The organism is Candidatus Formimonas warabiya, assembly GCF_002777255.1.
Classification (GTDB): Bacteria; Bacillota; Dehalobacteriia; order Dehalobacteriales; family Dehalobacteriaceae; genus Formimonas; species Formimonas warabiya.
The window spans coordinates 496,576-516,628 of the sequence record NZ_CP017634.1; the positions used below are offsets into that span (position 1 = coordinate 496,576).

General features: G+C 42.9%; 17 protein-coding genes and 1 pseudogene. All 18 read left to right on the forward strand.

All coding sequences use genetic code 11. The features are described from left to right. Positions 1–45 precede the first annotated feature (45 nt). The 18 genes and pseudogenes from DCMF_RS02190 (at position 46) to DCMF_RS02280 (ending at position 19,919) form a co-directional block, all read left to right on the forward strand. Positions 46–528, forward strand: coding sequence for a putative immunity protein (locus DCMF_RS02190; protein WP_148132918.1), 483 nt, complete (start codon positions 46–48; stop codon positions 526–528). Between the two features lie 415 nt (positions 529–943). Then, a complete protein-coding gene (ligD, locus tag DCMF_RS02195) occupies positions 944–3,406 on the forward strand; it encodes a DNA ligase D (RefSeq protein WP_148132919.1) in 2,463 nt (820 codons plus the stop codon). A 126-nt stretch (positions 3,407–3,532) separates the two neighbouring features. Beyond that, complete coding sequence (locus DCMF_RS02200; RefSeq protein WP_148132920.1) at positions 3,533–3,715, forward strand: hypothetical protein; 183 nt, start codon at positions 3,533–3,535, stop codon at positions 3,713–3,715. 166 nt (positions 3,716–3,881) lie between these two features. After that, entirely contained in the window at positions 3,882–4,244 is a 363-nt protein-coding gene (locus tag DCMF_RS02205) for a BlaI/MecI/CopY family transcriptional regulator (RefSeq protein ID WP_148132921.1), read from the forward strand. Positions 4,245–4,246: 2 nt separating this feature from the next. Then, complete coding sequence (locus DCMF_RS02210) at positions 4,247–6,748, forward strand: M56 family metallopeptidase (protein ID WP_148132922.1); 2,502 nt, start codon at positions 4,247–4,249, stop codon at positions 6,746–6,748. A gap of 304 nt (positions 6,749–7,052) precedes the next feature. Then, positions 7,053–8,447: a sigma-54 interaction domain-containing protein gene (locus DCMF_RS02215; protein WP_148132923.1), complete on the forward strand. Its 1,395-nt coding sequence runs from the start codon at positions 7,053–7,055 to the stop codon at positions 8,445–8,447. A 143-nt stretch (positions 8,448–8,590) separates the two neighbouring features. Then, positions 8,591–8,902 carry an IS66 family insertion sequence element accessory protein TnpA gene (gene tnpA / locus DCMF_RS02220; RefSeq protein ID WP_148132924.1) on the forward strand — a complete coding sequence of 104 codons (312 nt, stop codon included), beginning with the start codon at positions 8,591–8,593 and terminating at the stop codon, positions 8,900–8,902. Further along, on the forward strand, positions 8,893–9,249 hold the full coding sequence (tnpB, locus tag DCMF_RS29995) for an IS66 family insertion sequence element accessory protein TnpB (RefSeq protein WP_148132925.1): 357 nt from the start codon (positions 8,893–8,895) through the stop codon (positions 9,247–9,249). Before tnpA ends, tnpB begins: the two co-directional genes overlap by 10 nt. Positions 9,250–9,357: 108 nt before the next feature. Further along, the gene (gene tnpC, locus DCMF_RS02230; protein ID WP_148132926.1) at positions 9,358–10,989 is read left to right on the forward strand and encodes an IS66 family transposase; all 1,632 of its coding nucleotides are present in this window, start codon (positions 9,358–9,360) and stop codon (positions 10,987–10,989) included. Positions 10,990–11,111: 122 nt separating this feature from the next. Next, positions 11,112–11,282 carry a helix-turn-helix domain-containing protein gene (locus tag DCMF_RS30000; protein WP_257790942.1) on the forward strand — a complete coding sequence of 57 codons (171 nt, stop codon included), beginning with the start codon at positions 11,112–11,114 and terminating at the stop codon, positions 11,280–11,282. Positions 11,283–11,697: 415 nt separating this feature from the next. Next, entirely contained in the window at positions 11,698–12,513 is an 816-nt protein-coding gene (locus DCMF_RS02240) for an enoyl-CoA hydratase/isomerase family protein (protein WP_214659040.1), read from the forward strand. Positions 12,514–12,568: 55 nt separating this feature from the next. Continuing rightward, the gene (locus tag DCMF_RS02245) at positions 12,569–13,216 is read left to right on the forward strand and encodes a cobalamin B12-binding domain-containing protein (protein ID WP_148132928.1); all 648 of its coding nucleotides are present in this window, start codon (positions 12,569–12,571) and stop codon (positions 13,214–13,216) included. 22 nt (positions 13,217–13,238) lie between these two features. Then, a complete protein-coding gene (locus DCMF_RS02250) occupies positions 13,239–14,651 on the forward strand; it encodes a monomethylamine:corrinoid methyltransferase (RefSeq protein ID WP_148132929.1) in 1,413 nt (470 codons plus the stop codon). Between the two features lie 216 nt (positions 14,652–14,867). Then, complete coding sequence (locus tag DCMF_RS02255; protein WP_148132930.1) at positions 14,868–15,923, forward strand: hypothetical protein; 1,056 nt, start codon at positions 14,868–14,870, stop codon at positions 15,921–15,923. 55 nt (positions 15,924–15,978) lie between these two features. Continuing rightward, the gene (locus DCMF_RS02260) at positions 15,979–16,836 is read left to right on the forward strand and encodes a dihydropteroate synthase (protein ID WP_148132931.1); all 858 of its coding nucleotides are present in this window, start codon (positions 15,979–15,981) and stop codon (positions 16,834–16,836) included. Between the two features lie 965 nt (positions 16,837–17,801). After that, positions 17,802–18,214 (forward strand): annotated as a pseudogene (locus tag DCMF_RS02270) (iron chaperone). Next, positions 18,211–18,498, forward strand: a complete 288-nt coding sequence (locus DCMF_RS02275; RefSeq protein WP_148132932.1) for a DUF1905 domain-containing protein — start codon at positions 18,211–18,213, stop codon at positions 18,496–18,498. Before DCMF_RS02270 ends, DCMF_RS02275 begins: the two are co-directional and overlap by 4 nt. A 488-nt stretch (positions 18,499–18,986) precedes the next feature. Then, on the forward strand, positions 18,987–19,919 hold the full coding sequence (locus tag DCMF_RS02280; protein ID WP_148132933.1) for a hypothetical protein: 933 nt from the start codon (positions 18,987–18,989) through the stop codon (positions 19,917–19,919). Positions 19,920–20,053: the final 134 nt, after the last annotated feature.

Below are 20,053 nucleotides of genomic sequence, written 5' to 3' on the forward strand. Positions count from 1 at the left end.
CTACCAAATAAACAAAAAAATTATGATGTAATAAGAGGAAGCTTTATGGAAGAAAAGAAAGATGGACATAGGTACATGCAAAGCGTAAAAGTAATTAAAAAGATTGATGATATTCCCGAACTAAAGGAAATATTGATTACAATTAGCGAAAGTAAAACGCACAAACAGATGTCTCAGTATAGTTTGCTATTGGCTAAACATATTTTAGAGATCAGCGAGGTTGAGTGTTGCAGCGCAATTGCCGAGTGCTTTGATATAAACAAAAAATGGCAGAATGGTGAAGCGAAGTTCCAAGATGCAAGGCAGGTTGCCTTTATGGTAAACAGGCTTGCCCGTGAAGAAAAAGATCCTGTTAAAGTAAAGGTCTTGAGGGCAATGGGACAAGTTGCTGCTACACCTCATGTAAAATGGCACGCTTTGGTTGCGTCAGAGTATGCAATCACTTTGATAAATGTAATGTATCCTAAAAATTTGGAGGAAGTAAAAAAGGAAAGAGAAATTCAAATTGAATTGATGAAGAGTGTTTAAAAGATACAGCATGATAAATTCCAATTTATCGGTTTGATTATAAGTATAATTCACATCAAACGCCTTATATTCAGGTTATGGAAAAAATGATCAGGAATGATCGATCCTACTTGCCATTAGAATGAATATACCCCGGTCATGGGAACGCTTACAGGTTAGAAGTGTAAGTAATGAGCATAATAGATGCAGGGATCGTCACGAGGCCAAATGAAATAACCGATCGATGTGCTACGGGCATAAATTACATCTCCTGTACCAGTTTAACCAAAATACTGGCAAATACAAATAAAATAGAGACGTGGGATTGCACCTCATCAAAAAAATGGATAACCCAGGCAGAAGCAGCGAATAATACCTAGAGAGTTCATGATAAGATACGATAAACCGCAGTATATCAAAAAGGTAAGAAATGTGAATGATTACAAAATTAGAAGAATACAACCGAAAAAGGAATTTTGAAAAAACGGTCGAACCTGAAGGCAAAACTGAAAAGCCCGAAGAACGTCTGAAGTTTGTTGTCCAGCACCATATTGCCCGCAGAGATCACTTCGACCTACGCCTTGAATGGGATGGAGCTCTCTTAAGTTGGGCGGTGCCCAAGGGACCTTCCTATAATACCCGGGACAAGAGGCTCGCCATACAAGTGGAGGATCATCCCCTGGAATACAGGAACTTTGAGGGGGTTATTCCCAAGGGGGAATATGGCGGCGGCGTAGTGATGCTCTGGGATGAAGGCTATTGGGAACCTCAGGCGGATGTAGATGAAGGACTCAGTGAGGGGTCCCTTAAGTTTGTTCTAAAAGGAAGAAGACTTAAGGGAAAATGGGCTTTGATCCGAATGAAAGCAAAAGCGGGTGAAGCTATGAATAACTGGCTTTTGCTCAAAGAAAAAGATGATTACACCAAAACTGCCGATGGGATTTCTCAGTTTACCACCAGCATCAGAACCGGACGCACCATGGCGGAAATTGAAGAAGGGGGAGATGAAAAAATCACGAGGAATCCCTTTAGCAAGGCCGATGTGCAACTTGCCAAACTTGTAAGTAGGGTTCCTGAGGGCGAGGATTGGCTATATGAGCTAAAATACGACGGCTACAGGATTTTGGCATATCTGGAAGGCAACAACGCTCGGCTCATAACCAGGAATGGCAATGACTATACAAATCGGTTCCAAGATATCGCATATTCCCTCACCGATTGGGCTGCCGGAAGGGCGATGGTCCTGGACGGGGAAATGGTGATCACGGATACGGAAGGCAAGACAGATTTTCAGGCTCTGCAAAACTATATAAGAAATCCTAAGGGTAAAAACCTTACCTATATTGTTTTTGATCTCCTGGCCTTGGATGGAGCAGACTTAAGAGGACACCGCCTGATTGACAGAAAAGAAACGCTTGAAGCTCTTATGAAGGATTCACCAAAAAACCTCTACTATAGCCAGCATATCAGAGGAAATGGAAAGGAAAGTCTCCTTGCAGCTTGTAAAGCAAATTTGGAAGGGATAGTAGGTAAAAAAGCTAATTCCGTATACAGCGGCACGAGAAATGGCGATTGGATCAAGCTAAAATGCGCTACAAGGCAGGAATTCGTCATTGGAGGATATTCCCTATCAGATAAGAAAACGAGTGGGGTAAGCTCGCTTCTCCTTGGCGTCTATGAAGGAAAGGAATTGATCTATGTCGGTCGTGCCGGAACGGGCCTGACAGTTCGTAGCATGAAAGAGCTCGAGGAAAGATTTGAAAGTATAAAGAGGAAAACGACTCCTTTCAAACAGGCGCCGGAGCCCAGGAAGAATGAAAAAATTACCTGGCTTGAACCTGAACTGGTTGGGGAAATCAAGTTTGTCGAATGGACGGTCGATAATCTGTTAAGACAAGCAAGCTTCAAGGGTCTGCGGACGGATAAGGAGGCCAGGGATATAAAAAAGGAAAATGTGGATAATAAAACACAGTCAGACGAAAAACCGAAAGAAAAGCAATCACACGCCAAAGATTTGGAGAGACCAATGAAAGCAAAGGTTGATAGTATCATCATCAATGGAATAAAGATCACCAGCCCAGACAAGGTAATATTTGATGATCCTGAAATCACAAAAGCAGATGTGGTCCAATATTATGCAAAGGTGTCGGAACGCATGATGCCGTATGTGGGTTACAGAATTCTCAGCATTGTACGCTGTCCCAAGGGAATATCCCAGTCTTGCTTCTATAAAAAGCATCCCGGTCCGGATAACAAAGGAATCGTCACAATGCCGATCCTGAACAGTAGCGGAGAAAAGGAAGACTACTTCTATATCCAGAATGCAGCCGGACTCATATTTGAAGCACAGATGGGTACAGTGGAATTTCATACCTGGGGAAGCCGTGTAGACGATATGGAAAAGCCGGATATAATGGTATTTGACCTGGATCCGGATGCGGGAATGGACCTGGAAAAGGTGCGCCAGGGTGTGAAAAATATAAAAAGTCTTCTTGACCAGCTTTCGCTAAACTCGTTTCTCAAGACGAGCGGAGGCAAAGGGTACCATGTGGTCGTACCTTTCAAACCATACGTGGAGTGGAATACGTTTTACGATTTTGCCAGGCGGATTGCCGAAGCTATGGAACAGAAGTGGCCTGACCGCTACACAAGTAATGTCAGAAAGAATAAGCGGACAAATAAGATATTCATCGATTGGATTCGAAACGGCAGAGGAGCCACAAGTATTGCCCCCTATTCCATAAGAGCAAGAAAAGGGGCGCGGGTCTCTATGCCTATCACATGGGAAGAACTTGACACGGTGGCTCCCGATGGTGTCGATATGGCAGATGCGCTAATGAGGATTGGCGGCAGTGATCCGTGGAAGGATTTCTTTCAAATCAATCAACGACTTAAATAAAGATCTTACAAGGTTCGGTAAGCGTCATTGTAAGCTTCCTCGCTTCCGTACATGGAAATCATGATATCCTGTCACTCGCTGTTGTAAACTACCAAAGAAAGGCTATCAGTACAGGAAGGTGAGTTTATGGATAAGTACACGAAAGAAGATTTAGAAGAAGCTCTCCGGGCTATAGATTCAACGATTAGCAAGTGTGAGAAAGTACAGCCAAAATTGAAACAAGGTACTTCTCAGCACACGCTGCTCATACGCAGGATTAAGGCGCTCTATATCGCATCAGCGCTGATAAAAAGAGAATTAGGTTTGTAGGAAACTTGGGTTAAGATGTTGAGAAATCAGCGTCTTTTTTATTGCTCAAAAGAAGCCGCATAAGTACCCCCATCTAACTTGAACAATGTTTATATTGACAAACAGGTCTATACATCATAGACTAAAGGAGCGAGGTCTATATAATATAGACTCAGGAGGAATTGCCATGAAAGAATATAAACTGTCGCAGAGCGAAGCGAGATTTGCTGAAATCATTTGGCAGCACGAGCCGCTTGGATCGGGTGAATTGGTTAAGATATGCGAAAAAGAAATGGAGTGGAAAAAGTCTACAACCTATACGGTACTGAAAAACCTATGCGAAAAAGGTATCTTCCAGAATCAAAATGCAGTCGTTACGTCTCTGATCAAAAAGGATGAGTTTTACGCAAGGCAAAGCAGGCGTTTTGTTGAAGACACCTTTGGGGGATCGCTGCCGAAATTCATGACCTCTTTCATTGGTGGCAAGAAGCTGACTCGCAAACAGGCGGAAGAACTCAAACGCCTGATCGATGAACACAGGGAGGACTGACTATGGATAAGCTGTTTCTTTCTGTCTTGAATATGAGCCTGACGGCGAGTTTTGTAATAGCCGCGATAATGTTGGTGCGGCTTCCGCTGAAAAAAGCGCCAAGAACAATATCCTACGCGCTGTGGGCGGTGGCTGGCTTCCGGCTCGTGTTCCCGTTCTCGTTTGAGAGCGTGCTCAGCCTGATTCCGTTCAAGTCTGCGCCTATTCCTGTGGACATCGCCACACAGACAATACCGCGAGTTGATAGCGGGATTAACATTGTAGACCATGCTGTAAGCCAAGTTCTCCCCGCCGCAACGCCCGTCGCGAGTGTGAATCCGTTGCAGATCTGGCTGACAGTCGGCGCGTACCTGTGGCTTACGGGTGTCGCAGTTATGCTGATTTACAGCGTTGTATCCATTGTGCTGCTGAAACGGGGGCTGACAGGCGCGACGCTCGTTGAGGATAACATCTACAAAGCCGATAACCTCAAAACACCGTTTGTCCTTGGATTATTAAGACCGAAAATCTACATTCCGGCGGGACTCACGGAGGAGGAAAAATACTATATTATCCTGCACGAGCGGACGCATATCCGGCGACACGATCATGCGGTGAAGTTCTTCGCTTACTTTATTCTCTGCCTGCACTGGTTCAATCCGTTCGCGTGGGCGGCATTTCTCTTGATGGGCGCGGATATGGAGATGTCCTGTGATGAGCGGGTGCTTAAGGAAATAGGCGGTGAAACGAAGAAGGCCTATTCTATGTCACTTCTGTCTTTAGCGTCGGAACGGCGCATCATCGGGGGCAGCCCGCTCGCTTTTGGCGAGGGCGGCATGAAAGAGCGGATTAAAAACGTGTTGAACTTCAAGAAGCCCTCACGGGTGATTGTCATTGTTGCAGTCGCACTCGCAGCAATTTTAAGCATAGGGTTTGCGGTGAACCGAATTGATGTTGCGAACTCATCAAATTGGGAAATATATCATTTTCCAAGTTACTTTTACGACAGAGTTACATTCAATGCTGATGCTGAAACCTTCTCACCATCGTTTAAAGCTGTCACAGCGAAGCTGACAAACAAAGAATTGGCAAGCGGTCTAATGTGCGGCAAGACATTTACTCTTGTCAAACAGGTAGGCAAAGACTGGCGGATCGTGCCTTTTAAAGAAGGGGTGGCTTTCGATGACATGGCGATAAGTCTTGCTGTTGGGGACAGCGAGACATACACGCTTACACCCGATATGCTGGCAAGTAAACTTGATGGGGGGAATTACCGCATCGTTACTGACATTTGGTACGCCAATGAACCGTCGCAGCGAACAATACGCCATGTCTGGGCAGAGTTTACTATAAGTGAACATGAAGCGGAAATAACATTGAACGAAGTCCGGGAGTTAGCGAAAAAAGGGGATGCCCTGAAGATTGAGGACTTCCAGGATTTCAAAGGCGTTGATACCAGTTCCCAGCTCGGTTATCACATTATAGAATACAGTGTTGAAGGCGGCTATTGCCTGATTGTCGAAACCGACGGCAAACGGCTGGACAGCGTGAATCTTGAAAGCATTTGGTTAAGCAGTGCCGGTGTTATTGACATTCGAGACAACAATGTTGACGAATTCATTAAGAGTCACCCTTCATCGGCAGATGGAATTATTGAAGATCCGGAGAAAATCATAGCAGACATAAACGCTGAGTTTTTAGAAAGCGGAGATCCCGCTTATGCTCTTGGTGTCAACGAAAACGGGCTGCCGGTTTTTGTGAATCCTGATGCCGCTCTCGAAGCTGCGCTCAGAGATTATGCCGAAGGCTTTGCTGCTGTCAGCGAAGAATTCAACCTTGATCCCGTTAATAATGATAATTATTCCTGGTATAAAAAATATGGGTGGCAACAGCCATACGAAGATCTCAGGTATCAAGGGATTCAGATTTCTAAATTCTTTGACATATATGAAAACAGTTTCAGCAATGGTAACGATGCTGACGAATTTATCAAACCCTCGTCAACAGTGATTAAATTAGAACCTACATCACCGGAATGGTCACAGGAGCAGAGAATCGATATTGTTGGTATGGCAGAATTGGATTACGCATCAGACGATATCGTGATTTTCCACGGTTATTTCGGGCTGTTTGTATATGACCTTAATTCGCTTCAAATCATTCGAAGCCTGGATTTAAAACCGCTTAATTGTACCGCAATACAGGGCGACGATTACTGCGACGTTACGGTCAGCATGGATGGAAATACGGTGCAACTCCATCGCATGAGCAGTAAAAATATGTATGTCTATACTGTTTCAGACAATACCCTGGGGGAAACGACTTTTGAGCGTATGAGTGAACGGTTTGGCAGCAATTTTGTGCCGATAGAGGATGTGGTCGATTCTAAACAGCTTGCTAAGTACAGCTATAACGCCGTCCGTTTTGCTACGGGGGAATATGGCTATCTCCATACCTCCGACATGACGCTTGGTACACTCTCTTATGTACGTGATGATATGATATATAGGTTGTTTGATATATAAAGAAGCCGAAGCCATTGCATAGGTTGTGGTTGAACATTACCTACGCTAGATAATTGTTATACAACCAGCATGAAGCAATATCTATTGGTGTTGGATTTCTAAAAAGAAGTCCCAGAAGAATAAATTTTTGTTAAATGTAAAGGATTTTTATGATATAGTACGAAATTAAAATTAATTGATCTATGCCCGGAGGAGAGGGTTATGATACTTTTTGCGATTACGAATGAGGAGAAAGAGTCTGTTTTAATAATAATCTCACTGAGGATAAAAAATATGCAACGATAAAATAAGGGGGTGATGTCAATTGATTAATGAAGTACGGGTTAATACAAGTGTGGCTAAACTCCATCAGGAAATATTAGAATTATTCTCGGACGGGATTTATGTAACAGACGTTAATGGAAAAACCCTGGCTGTCAATTGTATGTATGAACAACTTACGGGATTAAAACGTGAAGAACTAGTGGGTAGATCCGTTATCGAGTTAAGAAACGAAGGAAAATTTGATGTCATTTTATACCCGGATATTATTGCTTCCGGTAAGAAAAAAACTTCCCTGCAGACCACTAAAGCAAATCGAAAGGTTTTATGTAACGGTTATCCGGTATTTAATGAAGACGGCAAGGTTGTTCTGGTGATAACTTTTGTTAGGGATTTAACCTTAATGAATGAACTTAAAGAGCAGATTATGAATCAACAAAATATGATCGAAAAATACCGTGAAGTTAATAATCGCTATAAAAAGCAATTTAATAAAGACGCGGCAATCTTCGAAAGTGAGAAAATGGTTCAATTAATGGAGAAATTAAAAAAGATTGCCAAGACAGATGCCACTGTCCTGCTTTTAGGTGAAACCGGGGTTGGTAAGGATGTTTTATCACGAAAAATTCATGAGTACAGTCTTCGCCAGCATGAACCTTTTTTGAAAATAGATTGTTCGGCTATTCCTGAAAGTCTAATTGAATCAGAATTGTTTGGTTACGAATCCGGAGCCTTTTCCGGGGCCAATAATAGAGGTAAGGCTGGCCTATTGGAGATGGCCGATAAAGGAACCATATTCTTAGATGAAATTGGAGAAATTCCCCTGCAAATGCAGGTTAAATTATTGCGGGTGATACAAGAACAGGAATTTATGCATGTCGGTTCAACAAAAGTAAGAAAAGTGAATGTCCGATTTATTGCCGCCACGAATCGTGATTTAGCTGAAGAAGTTAGAAAGGGGAATTTTCGTAGCGATTTATTCTATCGTTTACACGTAGCCGTTCTTGATATTCCCCCCTTAAGGGAGAGACAAGAGGATATTGTGGCGATGGTAAGATTTTTTCTTGACAAATATAATGATAAATATCATAAGAATGTGACATTTACGAACCAACTCGAAGAAGCATTAACGTGTTATAAATGGCCAGGTAACGTGCGGGAGATTGATAATTTTATCCAAGGCCTTGTGGTTTCACATGAAAATGAAATTTTAGATATTAGCGACTTGCCCCATTACATGCTCATGGACTCCATTGACTGCGATAAAATGAACATTAATGAGAGTAATAAGTCCTTAGATGAACTGGTAGGGGATTATGAAAAGGTCTTGCTCAAGAAAGTTTTACAAATGCACGGTTCAGCTGCTAAAGCGGCCAGGATTTTAAAAGTCGACCGCTCCACAATATTTAGGAAATTAAAAAAATACAATTTAGGTTAGGTAACCAATTGGTGCAGTTTTAAAACTGGAGTTGCAATATTGCGACACCAGTTTTTTGCGTAATTGTCAAAAACTTTGCACATAGCAACTTCCTTTAAGAATTGGGATAATAACCTCAAAACTATTTAGGGGAGGAATTATCCTTGACTCTTGAAGAGCAGTCCATGATCAGACGCCAGCAGGTAAACGATTTTCGTGCTTCTGGCCTAACTGCTACCGCATGGTGTACGGAACATAACCTAAGCATCAGCACACTTCGGTACTGGCTTACCAAGTGCAATCGCGAAAACAAAGCTGGCCTCAAACAAGAAACCTTTATTGAGCTGAAGCAACCATCCTTAAAAGAAGTTCCGGTCATTCTTAAAATCGGTGTGATTTCTATCGAGCTGTATTCAGGCTTTCAAGCAGAGACTCTACGCGAAGCTATTGCTGCTATTCGTTCCACATGGGTTTAAATGCTGCTGGCCTTAGAATATTCCTTTCTTGCAAGCCCTGCGATATGCGAAAAAGCATCGAAGGTCTTGCTACATTGGTCCAGACGCAGTTACAAATGGACCCTTTTGAAAACTGCCTTTACGTGTTCTGTAACCGGACCTGTGATAAATGTAAGATCCTTCATTGGTCTAATAACGGTTGGTGGTTATACTATCGCAAATTGAGCCGTGGTATCTTCCGATGGAAGTTTTACGAAAACAAACAGGTCCTTGAGGTTTCTGAACGGCAGTTTAGATGGCTTTTAGATGGTTTATCAATGGATCAGCCATCAGCACATAAGCCTGTTAAGCAGCGGATAATCCTTTAACCGGTTTTGCGGAAAAGCACCTAAAATAATTGCTGTATTTCCCCTGTTTCAGGGCTTTTTACCGCTATTATCCTGTGATTTCTCGTTAAATTCTTATATAATAAGGACATGAATAACGAGATAAAGTTACCTCAAAAACCACAACTGAATTACATGGAAATGTCACAAGCAGAACTAGCTGCACACTGCGAAAAGCAAGATAAGGCCATTACCGAACTGACTCAGAATATGAATCGTCTCATTGAGATGATTCGTTTGAATAACCATAAGAAGTATGGTTCCAGCGGTGATTCTGTATCCTATCCTGATGGCTTGGATCAACTCTGCTTATTCAACGAAGTCGAAGCCACTGCTCAGAAAGGAGTGCCAGAACCGACCTTTGAAGAAGCGACGGCGAAGACCCCCAGAAAACCCAAACAAAAGGGTAAGCGTGAACAAGACTTTAAAGATTTGAAGGTCACCGTCATTGAACATGAGCTTCCTGCAGAACAGCAGGTTTGTCCAGTGTGTGACAGTCCTTTACACGATATGAAAGTTGAAATTACTAAGACACTGAAACTTGTACCAGCTCATTTCGAAGTTGAGGAACACCGCCGTCATGTCTATACCTGCCGTACGTGTGAAAAGAATCAAGGTGAAGGTGATAAAATACCCTTCGTTCGTGCTAATATGCCCAACTTGCCGATTCCCGGAAGTTTTGCTACCCCGGAGTTGATCGCTGGCATCATCAATAGCAAATATACCAATGCAATGCCACTTGCCCGGATTGAGCGAGAGTTTGACCGGATGGACAGCGTCAGGATCTCTAGGCAGAATATGAGCAATTGGGTACTCCAATGTTCGGAGGAATACTTTTCAAAGATCTATACCCATATGAGAAATGTCCTTCTGAGCAAAGACATCTTGCACGCCGATGAAACTTGGACCCGTGTCGTGCAGCAGGACAGCAGAGACTCCAAGAAAAAATGCTATATCTGGGTTTACTGCAGCGGGGTCCATGACGAGCCAATTATCTACTATGAATTCCATGAAAGCCGGGCTACGGAATCGGCCAAGGAGTTCCTAAAGGATTACTCTGGTTTTTTGCATACAGATGGCTACGAGGTTTACCATCGTTTGGAGCCGGGAATCACGGTGGTTGGATGTCTCGCCCATATTAAACGCAAATTCACTGATGCTATTAAAGCATTAAGTCCGGAGGAGCAAAAGAAAACCGTTTGCTTCAAGGGACAGGAGTATTGCGACTACCTGTTCCATATTGAAAAGAAATACAAGGATGCTACCCCCGAGGAGCGTCATAACAAGCGTCTCACCCTGTTAAAACCGGTGATGGATGCCTTTTTGTCGTGGCTTAAAGAGACCAAGCCCATTACTGTACCCAAATCCCATGCTTATGAAGCCATAAATTATGCGTTGAACCAGTGGCCGTATTTTGAAAATGTCCTTTTGGATGGCCGACTGGAGCTGACCAATAACCTAGTCGAGAGAAGTATACGTCCCTTCACAATTGGCCGGAAGAATTGGGTCACAATGAAAACGGACCGCGGTGCGCACGACAGCTCCATAGTATACAGCATCGTACAGACTGCGCTGGCTAACGACCTGAAAGTTTATGAATATCTAGTCTATTTATTGAAACAAATGCCGAATACCGATTTCAACCAACATCCAGAACTGATTGAGAAATTTGTTCCTTGGTCGAAAGAGCTCCCGGCTAACTGCTACAAAACTAAAAATTGAGAATCTACGTCCAACCTTTGGGTTGGGCTTTTTTGTTTTGTTTACTTTAGGTGCTTAGGATTTGACAATTACTTAGCGACTTGCCCCATTACATGCTCATGGACTCCATTGACTGCGATAAAATGAACATTAATGAGAGTAATAAGTCCTTAGATGAACTGGTAGGGGATTATGAAAAGGTCTTGCTCAAGAAAGTTTTACAAATGCACGGTTCAGCTGCTAAAGCGGCCAGGATTTTAAAAGTCGACCGCTCCACAATATTTAGGAAATTAAAAAAATACAATTTAGGTTAGGTAACCAATTGGTGCAGTTTTAAAACTGGAGTTGCAATATTGCGACACCAGTTTTTTGCATTATATTAGCTACATAAAGATTTTGACTATCAATAATGTTGCAATATTGCGACTTCCCTCGGAAGATGTAAATTCATCTCCTAGTGAAGATATAAGATTCCAGCCTGCTCGTGTCTGTTGGATTAAGCTGATGAACAAGAAGAATGATTTTGCTCCTTTTATCAATATAATTAGGATTTTGGGATTGGCATAATAATTGCTTCTTATAAATTGTAACTATTAATCAAATGATTAGTCAGACTAATCGGTGTTATTTACAAAAAAATGATTACATAGGGGGTGAAATTTTAGATTTAAATAATTAAGAATGGCAAAATTAAAACAACAATTTGAAAACATCGTGGAGGGTAAAAAAATGGAAAGCGAGTATAAAAATCTAATTCTAGAAAAGAAGGATAGGGTTGGCATGATCACGATGTATAACCCACCGGAAAATCGATTTGTTCTTTCTATGTTAAAAGAGATAAGAGCCGCTTTTAGTAGATTTGATCAAGATGAAGATGTGTTTTTAATTATGCTTAAGGGAAAAGGAGAAAGTTTTTGCAGGGGCGGCGACGTAGAAACCATACACAGTCATGTAGGTTGGGATGCAACAGAATTTTTCCAAAATGTAGCTGAAACAGCGAAAGCAGTAAGGAATACCAAAAAAACGACGATGGCTGTAGTAGACGGTTGGGCTACGGCAGGTGGCGGAATTCTGGCAAACGCCTGCGATTTGGTGGTAGCTTCGGAAAATTCTGCTTTTGGTGCCACTGCAGTAAACTTCGGGTTATTATGTTATTTTGGACCTGCTGTCCTTCTGCCGGCTCTTGGCCCTAAAAAAGCATTTGAATATATTGCGACCGGAGATTTGATCGATCCATATGAGGCAGAACGAAGAGGTATGATTAATAAGGTAGTTCCCAGAGAACAACTGGAAGAAGCTGCCTGGGAATTAGCAAATAAAATAATATCCAAAAGTCCTACTGCGATTCTGCTCGGCAAACGCTGCTTACAAACCTGCATCGGATTAGAGTACGATAAAGCGATGGCACATGGTTCTGCCTGTATGGTGCAATATCAAATGACAGGAGAAGCTGCAGAAGGATTGAATGCTTACTTGGAAAACAGAGAACCGGACTTTAAAGTGATTGGCTTGCGCGGAGATTTTTCCGTTGTACGCAAGGAATAGTTTGCTAAATTTACCCAATCAAAAAAACAAATGATAAATGAGGAGGATTTTATAAATGGGAAAAGAGGAAGTAATTCAGAAAATGAAAGATGCCCTCTTCACTTTTGATGAAAATATTACGCTGGAAGCTGCACAAGAGGTAATCCAAACCGGAACAGACATTATTGAAACGATCAGTGCTATGGGCGATGCAATGGGTGAGTTAGGTGAAAAATTCCAAACGATGGAGGTCTTTTTGCCAGAGGTACTTCTCGCCTCGAAGGCCTTTAAGGCAGCAATGAAATTGTTTGAACCGGAACTTCTCAAGTCAGGAACGGTTCAGGCTGACCGGCCGAAGATTGTTATTGGCTCCGTAAAGGGAGATCTGCATACAGTGGGCAAAGACATGGTAACCACGATGTTAACGGTAGGTGGCTTTGATGTAAAAGACCTGGGGATAGATCTGGATGCCTCCACCTTTATTAACGAAGCGGAAGCTATCGGGGCAAAAATTATTGCCGTGTCTGCTTTAATGTCTTCTACGATAGCGCACCAGAAAGAAGTTATTGAGTTTCTAAAAGCGAAAGGGGTCCGAGATAAATTTAAGGTTATGGTAGGCGGCGGTCCATGTACACAAAACTGGGCAGATTCCATAGGGGCTGATGGATACAGTAAAGATGCCGTTGGGGCAGTAGCAGTTGCTAAGAAATTGGTAGCAAATTAATTCTAAAGGAGGTTTTGCTGTTATGATGATAAGTGGCAGAGGCAGATTCCTAGATTTCTGGAGAAGAGCGGAAGAAGGCCCTATTTGCTTTAGAGATGATTTTGATACCAAAGTATATTGGCCAAAGGTAAAAGCCATCACCGAAAAATATGGTATTAAGTACGATCCCCAACACATGATTCCCTGTGATGACGACATGCTTGATCGCTTATGGCAGGCTGCAATAGAGTTGGTAGTTGAGGTTGGTGTATTATGTCTGGATACGGAAAGGGTAATTGAGTTCTCTGAAAAAGAAATCCATGACGTAATCGATAATATACCCGATCAATATGTGATGGGCAGAGGCAATGATGCCCTTGTTTGTAAACATCGCGGCTTTGAGGATTACGACGACTTAAAGCAGCCTGTTTTTTTAACGGGCCGTATATTGGGACCTATTTCTGAAGATCTGTATGAAAAAATGTGTTGGAGTTATATTCAAGAACCATTAGTAGACTATATTGCCTTCCAAGGTAATTTAACCAAAATATTCGGCGTTCCTGTGACACCTAATTCCCCCTGGGAAATGATGGCCGAGATGAAATGTATTTCTATTGTTAAAGATGTTTGCCGTCGGGCATGCCGTCCCGGGATGCCGGATGGCGGAATTAGAACCATTTCATTGCCGGCACAAACTGTAGCCGCGAACCCGGGCTGGGGTATTCAAGCAGGGGATAATAGGTGCTGCCTTATTACGCCTCATCATAAAGTGGATTACAATCATTTAACCAGAGCATTGATGTGGCATGCCAATGGGATCAATATTCAAGGGGGAATGTGCAGTTATGTTGGCGGTTTATCCGGATCTCCCGCCCACTCTGCAGTAACGGGTACAGCGGAGTTTATTTTAAATAAATTGTTGTTCGATATCACAATTGATGGCTCTTGGTCAGTTGATGCGATGTATTTCAGCAATACCAGCAAATATTCCATGTGGTGCAGTAATTACCAGAACGCAGCTGTGGTGAAAAATACCCATACTGCTCCTTTGATCGGGGGAGGATGGCAGATGACAGCCGGTATCGGCAGCGAAGAATTTTTCTGGGAATCTGCGGCCTCGGCCATCAGCGCCATTGTTCTTGGATGTGGGGTTTCCGGTGGGTCCGGCTGCCAAAGCGGCGGTTTAGATCATGCCAGTGGTTTGGGTCTTAGATTTTCCGGTGAGGTAGCAAAAGCGGTTGCCAAGGCAAGACTAACGCGTGAACAGGCCAATGGGCTTGTCTTAGAGATCATGAAAAAATATCAACCCTTTATTGATGACCACACTGCTCATACTTTAGGCGGCGATTTTAGGGCGTGCTATGATCTGGAAACAGTTCAGCCGAAAAAAGAATATCTTGCTATTTACGAAAAAGTTAAAACTGAACTAAGACAAATGGGTCTTCCAATTTATTAAGGGATATTTGGTATGAGAGCTTACTTACGAAAAATGATTAGTTAATTCCAGGTATGACGGGAAAGGGGCAGCACGGAAAGTTTTTTTTATATTGCTGCCCCTTATAACTTCAATTTTAACGAAATATTTAGTTCAGCTATAGTAAATAAAATCCGTCTTGTCTTTAGGTCATGCGGTTAATTTCTAGAGATTTAACTACTAGAAGGAGGATTTAAAATGGCGGATACAACAAATAGTGTTCAAGTGCCGGATATTCAATCATTCATTAAGGGCCTTCCTTGGGTCATCATGATTATGGTATTTGCCTTTTTGTCTTGGTTGTTTTGGGGCCCATTTCTGAGTATATTTATGGATTCAGAGTCTGCCCAATATGCTTCGATTGGTATGTCAACAATTGGGGCATATGTAGTTAGTATATTAGCTTTAGCTGGAAATTGGCCGTTTCAAAAAATTGAAAGTAGATGGCTTAAAGGGATTCTGTTAATTTTATTAGCAAAAGTTATAACTGCTCTATTTTGGATCACACTGGTCTGTGTTTTCAAAGTCAATATTGTGGTGTGGGCTTTTCCAATTATATCTAACGCATGGTTGATTCTTGCTGCAACCAGTTTTGTTGGTGGCGATGCCCACATGAAACATATTCCGGAATTAAGAAGAATGTTTCTTAATTTGCTGATTGCTGTGGGTGGTACTATAGCGCTTTTGCGTACGATTGTTATATTTCCCTCCTTTTGGTTTGCTATGCTGCAACCAATAATAGTTACAGGAGGATTGGCCTATTATTTTCGACGTGTCAAGCAACCGACATTTAGTTTGCTCTCATGGGCTTTACTCTTGGGATTAATGTGGGTATTTGTTTCAGTAGCTTCCTGGTTTGGTCATTTCAATATTGAACATAATGCCCCGCAGTTTTGGACATGGAATTTAGGAGCTGGTTCGGCCGAATTTGGATTGTTTTTTGCATTGGCATGCGGTTTGAATTTTGCTGTATTCGCTTGCACTCAGTGCTGGCCTTTTTGCCGAATCAAACAACCGTGGGGAACAACTGTAGCTTTTTTCTCTGTTTTGGCTTGGTGTTTCCTGATTACTTGTGCCTTAATTCCTTTATTTAAAATGATCGTTCCGGGTGACGCTTCCTTATGGCAAGCACAGCTTATGGCGTGGCATACTGTATTTTGGGGTTTTGCTTGGGTTTATTGTTTTGGTGTTGGTCAGGGGCAATATGTATGGGCCGGGCAGAAGACACCTGGGACCTGGGATGATGTGGATTAAGAAAACTATGTAACACAAAATTTAGCAATGTTTTAAAAAGGAGGATTAATGAATCATGGAAACAATTTTAAAAAGTAAAACAAAAACGGTAACGATCAGCCCGGAAAATCCGTTTGTTATTATCGGTGAAAGGATTAACCCTACAGGAAGAAAAAAGTTAACTGCTGAACTAGAAGAGAATAACCTGGCAGGGGTTGCCAGAGACGCAGAAAGCCAAGTGCAGGCAGGTGCCCATGTGCTGGATGTGAATGTAGGGGTTTCCGGTATAGATGAAGTAAAGACTATGATTGAAGCTATTAAAATCATTACTCAGATCACAGATGTTCCATTATGTTTTGATTCATCCAAGAGTGAGGTATTGGATGCTGCTCTTAAGTTATATGAAGGAAGAGCATTAGTAAACTCGGTTTCCGGAGAAGAAGAAAAATTAAAAAAGATTCTTCCTTTGGTAAAAGAGTATGATGCGGCAGTTATCGCACTCCCTTTAGATGATACAGGGATTCCCAAGGAACCCGAAAAACGTTTTGCTATAGCTGCTAGAATTGTGGAACAAGCAGAAAAAATAGGGATAAAACGAGAAGACATCATCATTGACTGCTTAACCATGACCTTAAGTGCAGACCATGAAGCAGCTAAATTAACATTAGAAACAATGAAGCTGGTACAAAAAGAGTTAGGGTGCAATATGAGTTTAGGGGTCAGCAATGTATCATATGGCCTGCCGGATAGGGATGTTATTAATGCTATATTTTTAGTTGCAGCGATTGAGAATGGCTTGACTTGTGCTATTATTGACCCAACCAAAGAAGAAACGAAAAGAGCAATAGTGGTTTCCGAACTAATTAAAGGAAGAGACAATGATTGCTTAAAATATATTCAATTATTTAGAAATAAAGTAAGAAGATCAATTTAGTATTTAGTAACTGGGATTTATGAGTAAACAATGTGCCTTTTTGATAAAGAGTCGACCCGATAACCCAAAATCCTAGTAAGTAGTCAGGTGTTTCCCAAAGGAAATATCGGCCACATGCACCGATAAAGGAAAAAGTACAGAGACACTATTATTTGGATAAAAAATAATACCCGCTCTATTCCTGAAAGGGCGTGTCGCAAACGTTGATATGCTCCCTTCAAAGTAGACAGATGAAATAAAAAAACATCTGAAAACTTTGAAGGGAGCATTTTCATGCCACAGTTCCACAGCAGCCTCTTTCCTTTATGGGCATTACTTTATTATATTAATCAAGTCCATATCCTGGAATAAATAATCCGATGAATTTCCACCACCTGTGCTTTCACTGCATAAAAGACCGCATAATTTTTGACTGGCAGCAGCCTGTATTCATCCGTCAATACCTTAATGGGCTGATACACCTTACAGGATTAAGGGAATTGTCGAAACCTGGATATAGATTCATCCAGAGCATCCAATAAATCCTTACCATGCTTTTGCCCGGTTGCACAATGAATCTTTGCCCATTTCCCAATGCTTCCGGCTTTTTCTTTTGCATCACTGGCCTTTTCTTCTACCGGATTTTACTTTTTCATTTAACCTTTATATAATGAGAAATATCAGATAAACAGGAATTTTAACGTCGGACCGTTTATGTTTATCTGCCAATGGGCAAGTTTTTTGATGGATGACAATCGGCCCAATAAGGAAAAATTGCTGAGCGAAAAAAAGAGGGTATGAGTATTATAGGAAACTGTTTTTGAGTTTCGCATTGTTTATAATATGCGCGTACAAAAGGGGTAGGTTATCTGCTCAGGTCTCTCTTTAGTCTCTTTAATTTATCCAGAATTCGGTACTCATTTCTATCCGATTCGGCAGATATGACAAGGCTTTAAAAGAAAGTCAATTCGAAGGCGGTGAAAACCATGTGGCAATGTCCGAAGTGTGAACGCATGTTCAAGAATACAAATCAAGACCACTATTGTGGTCAAATAACCACAATCGACGAATATATCGCCGCGCAGTCCGAGGCCGTTCAGCCACTCCTGCAACAAGTGCGTAAAACAATCCGCTCCGCCGCGCCGAAGGCTGCGGAGAAAATATCGTGGCAGATGCCGACCTTTTGGCAAGGCGAAAATCTCATCCACTTCGCCGCATTCAAGAAGCACATCAGTATTTTCCCAGGCGGCGAGGCTGTTGCAGTTTTTGCAGAAAGGCTAACTGCATACAAAACGTCCAAAGGGACGATACAGTTTCCGCGAACAAGCCAGTTGACTATCAGCTGATCGCCGACATCACGCGATGGAGAATAAAGCAAGTGGGAGAAAAACGAAAATGAACTCCAAAACCTACAAATATGACGCAATAATTTACAAAGTCCCCGACATAGATGGTGCCTATGTCAAATTTCCATATGACGTGAAAGCGGAGTTCGGTAAGGGGCGTGTCAAGGTTCATGCGACTTTTGATGGCGTGCCGTATAATGGCAGTATCGTCAATATGGGTGTGAAGAACACTGATGGCTCGGTTTGCTACATCATAGGCTTGCGTAAGGACATTCGTACGAAAATCGGAAAGCAATCGGGCGACAGCGTTCACGTTACGATAGAGGAGCGTGATTAATGTGGAAAAAGAAAAATGTGATTTGGTTAACCCGAACGGCGTAAAATAAAAAGATTTTAAAATCATCGACGGGTTAACTATCAAGTATCCATATAATGCATAGTTAAACAGGAATTTATAGGGGCACGAGATGAACGCGAAAACCTAGCCTCTTTATAAAGAAAGTAGGAAGCAAAATGAAAATGCTACGGTCGACTTTTAGCAAGTATAGGTATAGCCGGACGGCGCTGGTTTGCGTTGTAATTTTTTTGTTGGCCACGCTGATGGCGGCCTGGAATTCGCAGCAGGACGCACGCATGTACAGCGTGGATGATTTGCGCGCGCGCGGCCTTACTGAGAAAGACGTTTTGTATATTTACCCAACCAAGGGAGACATAACAACCACAGCCGAGCCGACCAAGTGCGCGGCGACCGACCTTCAAAGCTTTTTGCGCCTAGTGGAGGGACTGACGCAGGCCGACGTCGCGCCCGATATGGAGCAAAACGCCGTGTCGTCGCTTTACCGAACCCTGCTGTTTCAGGGGGTTCCCCCTGTCGCCGGATATATCGTCGGTGAGATCGACGGCAAAGCTTATGCCCAGCGCCCCGACGGGGTCGTCTGCAGGCTGTCTTATACTGAGTATGAGTTTATGCTTGACCTTTGCAAGGTCGTTCGTCCTTACCCGGAGGAGCTTGACCAGATGGAGCTTTTGGGAGCGGTAAAGGCTATGACGACCCTTTACCGGGAAGGAACGATCCCGGTCGGCGCCGAGTTTGATACCCGTTTGCCGCAAAATGTTAATTTTACAATTCCCTCCGTGCAAACAGTGGATGATTTTTATATCATAGACGCCTGTCCCTACACACTCAGCGATATCACGCCGCCCAGCGGGCAATACATCGCCGTCGTGCCCTGCGGCAATTATTACGAGCTGCAAATCGGAGTGACCAAGGCGGACGGTCAGTGGCAGGTGAACGGAGTAAAGGTCGCCCGCTCAAACATCCGAATGATGCAGTACCCCCAAAATGAGGACTGGCGTCTTGTGGTTTTTGGCCCTTCCATCACCGATATTTCGGGATGGGGGATGTCCCAGCTGGACAGGGTAGAACTGTTCGATTATAAGACAGGCGAGGTTCTGTGGCAAACCGACGGGCTTTGTGTGGCCGGAAGAGATGCATGGTCTGAAGACGGGCGATATTTTGCGTTCAGCCATGAAACCGGCCGGGCGCAAAATCGCGGTCTGCAAACCATGCTTCTGGACACCACCGGCATGACGGCGATAAATCTGGTTGCGCCCGACGGAAAAGCAGACTCCAGGCTGGAGGTGCGCGAATGGGTAAGCGACCGCAAGTTGACGCTGGACTACAAACCGAAAGGGCAGGAGACTCAAATGGTTGTGTATGATGTACAATCCGGCGTCATATCGGAGGGCGGTAAGTAGCAGTAAACACCCCGTTCAACTCCGCTTGCCACATTCCATTCGCTCTGTCGCCATAAGTATGGGGAAAGTACATAAACATGAATTTGTACGCAAGTTTTGAACTGCAAATTATTCATATTATACGGAGGATAAGG

What these genes read in the sequence shown, in the direction of transcription:
- DCMF_RS02245 (WP_148132928.1), top strand. Translation starts at nt 12,569, where the DNA reads ATGGGAAAAGAGGAAGTAATTCAGAAAATGAAAGATGCCCTCTTCACT.
- DCMF_RS02205 (WP_148132921.1), top strand. Translation starts at nt 3,882, where the DNA reads ATGAAAGAATATAAACTGTCGCAGAGCGAAGCGAGATTTGCTGAAATC.
- DCMF_RS02240 (WP_214659040.1), top strand. Translation starts at nt 11,698, where the DNA reads ATGGAAAGCGAGTATAAAAATCTAATTCTAGAAAAGAAGGATAGGGTT.
- DCMF_RS02275 (WP_148132932.1), top strand. Translation starts at nt 18,211, where the DNA reads ATGAACTCCAAAACCTACAAATATGACGCAATAATTTACAAAGTCCCC.
- DCMF_RS02200 (WP_148132920.1), top strand. Translation starts at nt 3,533, where the DNA reads ATGGATAAGTACACGAAAGAAGATTTAGAAGAAGCTCTCCGGGCTATA.
- tnpC (WP_148132926.1), top strand. Translation starts at nt 9,358, where the DNA reads ATGAATAACGAGATAAAGTTACCTCAAAAACCACAACTGAATTACATG.
- DCMF_RS30000 (WP_257790942.1), top strand. Translation starts at nt 11,112, where the DNA reads ATGAACATTAATGAGAGTAATAAGTCCTTAGATGAACTGGTAGGGGAT.
- DCMF_RS02255 (WP_148132930.1), top strand. Translation starts at nt 14,868, where the DNA reads ATGGCGGATACAACAAATAGTGTTCAAGTGCCGGATATTCAATCATTC.
- tnpB (WP_148132925.1), top strand. Translation starts at nt 8,893, where the DNA reads ATGGGTTTAAATGCTGCTGGCCTTAGAATATTCCTTTCTTGCAAGCCC.
- DCMF_RS02190 (WP_148132918.1), top strand. Translation starts at nt 46, where the DNA reads ATGGAAGAAAAGAAAGATGGACATAGGTACATGCAAAGCGTAAAAGTA.
- DCMF_RS02260 (WP_148132931.1), top strand. Translation starts at nt 15,979, where the DNA reads ATGGAAACAATTTTAAAAAGTAAAACAAAAACGGTAACGATCAGCCCG.
- DCMF_RS02250 (WP_148132929.1), top strand. Translation starts at nt 13,239, where the DNA reads ATGATGATAAGTGGCAGAGGCAGATTCCTAGATTTCTGGAGAAGAGCG.
- ligD (WP_148132919.1), top strand. Translation starts at nt 944, where the DNA reads ATGATTACAAAATTAGAAGAATACAACCGAAAAAGGAATTTTGAAAAA.
- DCMF_RS02210 (WP_148132922.1), top strand. Translation starts at nt 4,247, where the DNA reads ATGGATAAGCTGTTTCTTTCTGTCTTGAATATGAGCCTGACGGCGAGT.